3 protein-coding genes are annotated in these 4,210 nt (G+C 57.2%); all 3 read right to left on the bottom strand.

The window, feature by feature from the left end:
* Nucleotides 1-393: ABC transporter ATP-binding protein (locus tag IV91_RS0111450; protein ID WP_031598510.1), on the bottom strand; the 393-nt coding region annotated here is incomplete at its 3' end.
* Nucleotides 390-3,359 carry a class I SAM-dependent methyltransferase gene (locus IV91_RS16910; protein ID WP_051862623.1) on the bottom strand — a complete coding sequence of 990 codons (2,970 nt, stop codon included), beginning with the start codon at nt 3,357-3,359 and terminating at the stop codon, nt 390-392. The genes IV91_RS0111450 and IV91_RS16910, both read right to left, overlap by 4 nt.
* On the bottom strand, nt 3,356-4,210 hold an 855-nt coding region (locus IV91_RS0111440; protein WP_150112469.1), incomplete at its 5' end, for a Wzt carbohydrate-binding domain-containing protein. The genes IV91_RS16910 and IV91_RS0111440, both read right to left, overlap by 4 nt.

Here is a 4,210-nt window from a genome sequence, read left to right as displayed (position 1 = left end):
GTCGAGGCCGAGGAGGGAGGCGCCGAGGCGGATGTTTTCGCGGCCGGTGAATTCGGGGTTGAAGCCGGTGCCGAGTTCGAGCAGTGCGGCGATGCGGCCGCGGGTATGGAGGACGCCTTCGGTTGGGTTGAGAATGCCGGCCACCATTTGCAGGAAGGTGGATTTGCCTGATCCGTTACGCCCGATGATGCCCACTGTTTGACCGGGGCGTATGCTCAGCGATACATCCCTCAGAGCCCAGAAAGTGTCCCCGTGGTGACCGCCTTTCAGCCACTCCTTCAGGCGGTCCTCCGGGCGCGCGTAAATCGTATACGCTTTGCCCAATTCGGCGCAGGCAATGACGTGCTCGGTTAGGATATCCATGCCATTGCCGGGATTCTTCTGTGAGGTCATCGACCAGAAAGCTCCATCAGGCTTAGAAACTCAGCGGTGAAACGTGCGCTGCTGAATTGCTTGCTTGCTTTCATCGCGGCTTTTCGTAGGGTGGCGATGTCCGCATCATCCTCCGGCGAGGACAGGATTCGGTCGCTGATCTTCACGAGATCGTCGAGAGATTCGAACACATGGCCGGTAACTCCCTGCTGAACGATTTCCGGGGGGCCGCCGCGATTGACCACCAGGGGAATGCAACCGGCCGACATGGCTTCGACGATAGTGATGCCAAAGTGTTCGCAGCGATAGGCTTCTTTTGTTTCATCGATACCATACCCCGACAAATGCCAGTAAAGTGAAGCATCGGCATAAAGCCGGGCCAGTTGTTCAGGAGAAGCATTGGGATGAAAAAAGATCGGCAATCCTTCGGCTTTCTTTTGCAAATCGACAAAATAGGCGCGAAACTCGCTATCGGTGGAAAGCGAACCGGCCAGGTGCAATTCCGCTTCAGGATGCAAAACGACAAGTTTCTGGAAAGCATCGATCATGAGATCCTGGCGCTTGGCATGACCTCCAACGAAGAAGCGTCCGACGCCCAATATCATGAATTTTTTCACCGGGGTCGCTGCATCGGGCGCCAACACGGACGGTGCAGGTGGGCTGACAACCGAGATCGGCAACTTCGGTTTGCCGACAGCTGACAACAAGGAGGAATAATGACGTTGGACGTACGGGCTGTACACCACCACCCGCTCGTAGCCGTCAGCGTAACTCCATCTATCCACCAGCACCTGCTCCGGAACCGGGAAGGGAAACTGGCATATGAAGAGGTTACGCTTTCCCTTTGCGGGAATTGCAGGAACCACCTCGTTGCCGATTACAATCGACCAGTCGTAAGACGAAAATTTCGTCGCCTGATCGAGCGTGGTGATGTCGACGGCATCCAGATCGAGCGACAACTCGCGCCCCATGGTGCGCAGTCTGAGGCGTGAATAGGGGTATGGGGTCGCCAGCGTGACATTGGCAAGCCCGGCAAGTCCTGCGGCAATGGTGAGCAGATAACGTTCGCCTCCCCCGGGAATGAGAGGATAAGGCGTGTAAAGCAGGACATCAGGTAATTCTGCCTGATGCCGGAGGGGCGGGGCGGGTGGGGGAATCAATCCGGCCAGGGTAGCGATTTCGCCGGTCATGACCGGTTTCCAACGCTCCAGAAAGCGTGCCTGGTTCAGCGGAACGACGGTGTCGAGCCGGAGTTGTTGGACCAGATCGCGGGAAGTAGCGCTCTCGTGGTGCACTATGGTGGAATCCGAACAATACACGATGCGCAATCCCACCTGTCGTATTTTCATGCACAGGTCGCTGTCTTCGTAATATGCCGGCTCATAACACAGGTCGAACCCAAGAACCTGTTCGAATGTTTCGCGGCGCAGGGCCAGGGCTGCTGCCGAGACATACATGACCTCCCGTTCCATTCCATAGAGCGGGTCAAGAGGATCCCCACCTTTACCGAACTGGCAACTGCTCCCGTCGAGACGAACTTCTGCCCCTGCTTCCTGCAGTACCCCGTTGGGATACACCATCTTGGGGCCGACGGCGCCGATGCCGGGGTCATTTATCAGGCGGCGGATCAGCGGTGCCAGCCAACCCGGCGTCACCGTGACATCATTGTTCAGAAACACCACATAGCGGCCACGGGAAGCCTCAAAGCCGATATTGTTACCTTCGCTGAAGAATCGATTGATGCCCAGGCGGACCATGCGTGCACCGACGACGGAGGGTGCCAATTGCAGGAAGTCACTGGCATCGCTGCCATTGTCCACCAATACGATTTCGTAACGGTGGTCCGTCGTATGTTCCCACAGGGAATCCAGGCAGGCGAGCGTCAGGTCCGAGCGATTGTAGTTCAGGACGACCAATGACACCTCAGGCAATTCGCTGTCGTACCATGCTTCGCGCAACGGGTAGTCCTGTTTGAGTTCTGTTTGGCAGGACTCAGGTACGGGCGTGGGCACGACAGTTGAGACATCGGGGGTCGTGCGGCTATCCATGATCTGGTGGATTTTCTGATTTGCAAGGCGCAGAGGGGCCGTGATTCGCCACGAAGTCGAGGTTTTGAGAAGGGAAATCTCAGCGCGACAGGCATTCAGCGCGCTTGTTGCGGACGCTCTTTGCTCATGGAGTTCAGAGACTTCAGTCATGAGTCTGTGGACCTGAGTTTTGTGGCGCTCTCGTTCCTGCAAGCCGTCCCGCAAGGCGCGTGCCATTCCTGAACGGGTTTCCAGTCTTTCCCCCAGTACGGAGAAGAAACGAACCACCGCACCACGGTTACCCAGGCTGGTCTGGCGCAGCAACCAGTCAATCGCATCAGGTAAACGACTGCCTACGCCGAGAACCCCCAGTCCATGGCCAAAGGGGAAAGAAAATGATGGGTAGTGGCCACTCAGTTCCTGCCATAGTTTCCAGACACGGAAATCGCGTTCACGCACCATGGTATCGTGGAACAGCACGACCCCGCGCTCAGACATCAAGGGTAGCCAGGTTTCGAAATCGTGCCGTACCGCTTCATAGGTGTGCAGACCGTCAATGTGCAACAGATCGATGGACCCTGGGGAGAAATGTGTTTGTGCCGCATCGAAGTTCGTGCGCACCAGGCTGGAAAAACTGCCATAGCGCGGATCATGATGGGCACGCAGGGTGTCGAATACCCGGTCGCCATAGGAACCGGCGTGAGCATCCCCCTGCCAGGTATCCACGCCATAGGTTGCGGTCGGCAAACCCAGGTGTGCCACCGCCTGGCAAAAGGCACAGTAGGAAACCCCGTTGTGCACCCCCAGTTCGACCAGGATATTCGGGCGTAACGCTTCCACCAGCCAGAAAGCAAAGGGCAGATGACAACTCCAGGCCGTGTCGGGGCTGACCAGGGCAGGTTCTGCGAAGACCAGGGACGTACCCAGGCGGGACAGCGTCTCGGGGGATATATTATTCATGATTCACTCTTTCTGAAATTATGGACTCTTGAAACAACACGATAATCAACCTCGACGGGGATAGGCAACAGCCCGTGAGTCACCCGTTGCGGGTCGAGGCGAACGACGAAGGCCTCATCGCGGCGTGCCCGGACGATCAATGAATGATCGCATTGTGATGCCAGTATTGCCGTGAAGGAAAAATCTCCGGCCCGAAGCATAGGCAGGTCAAAAATGAATCGTGCTTCGAAACTTCCGTCTGCATCGCAATGCGCGTTCAGTGTGACATCGGTCAGAGCGCCAAACAGGGCTTGCCCCAATCGATCCTTGAAAATGAATCCCGCATTCAGCGACGGGTCGGACTTGTCGATCCTTCCCGACAGTTGCAGGGAGAGTCGCTCACCGCCCCGTAGGGCATGGACCGAAGCGCCTGTTTCATCGACCAAATCGACTGTATCCAGGAAGCAGTTCGGCCATTCCGTTACGGGGGCCGTCAGCAAGGGCTCCGGTATTTCGGTAACCACGGGGGGGGGCAGAATGCGCCCGCCTGATCGATGAATTCCCTGTTGTCGCGTCTGGCCCAACATCATTGCATTATATTCCCGGCACACGGAACGTGCGTCATCGAAGGCTTGGAGTTTACCGTGGTCGAGCCAGAGAGCGGAATCGCACAGGTTGATGACGGCGGCGGCATCATGGGAGACGAAGCAGAGGGTGCCACGGTTGCGGAATTCGCGCATGAAACGCATGCATTTTTGGGAGAAAGCGGCATCACCGACGGCGAGGGCTTCATCGACGATGAGGAGATCGGCATCGACGTGGGCGACGAGGGCGAAGGCGAGGCGGGCATGCATGCCTGAGGAATAGAGTTT

Source organism: Ferrovum myxofaciens, assembly GCF_000735045.1.
GTDB classification, from domain to species: Bacteria; Pseudomonadota; Gammaproteobacteria; order Burkholderiales; family Ferrovaceae; genus Ferrovum; species Ferrovum myxofaciens.
The sequence above is the reverse complement of the archived record's forward strand: the minus strand, read 5'-3'. Positions and strand labels throughout refer to the sequence as shown.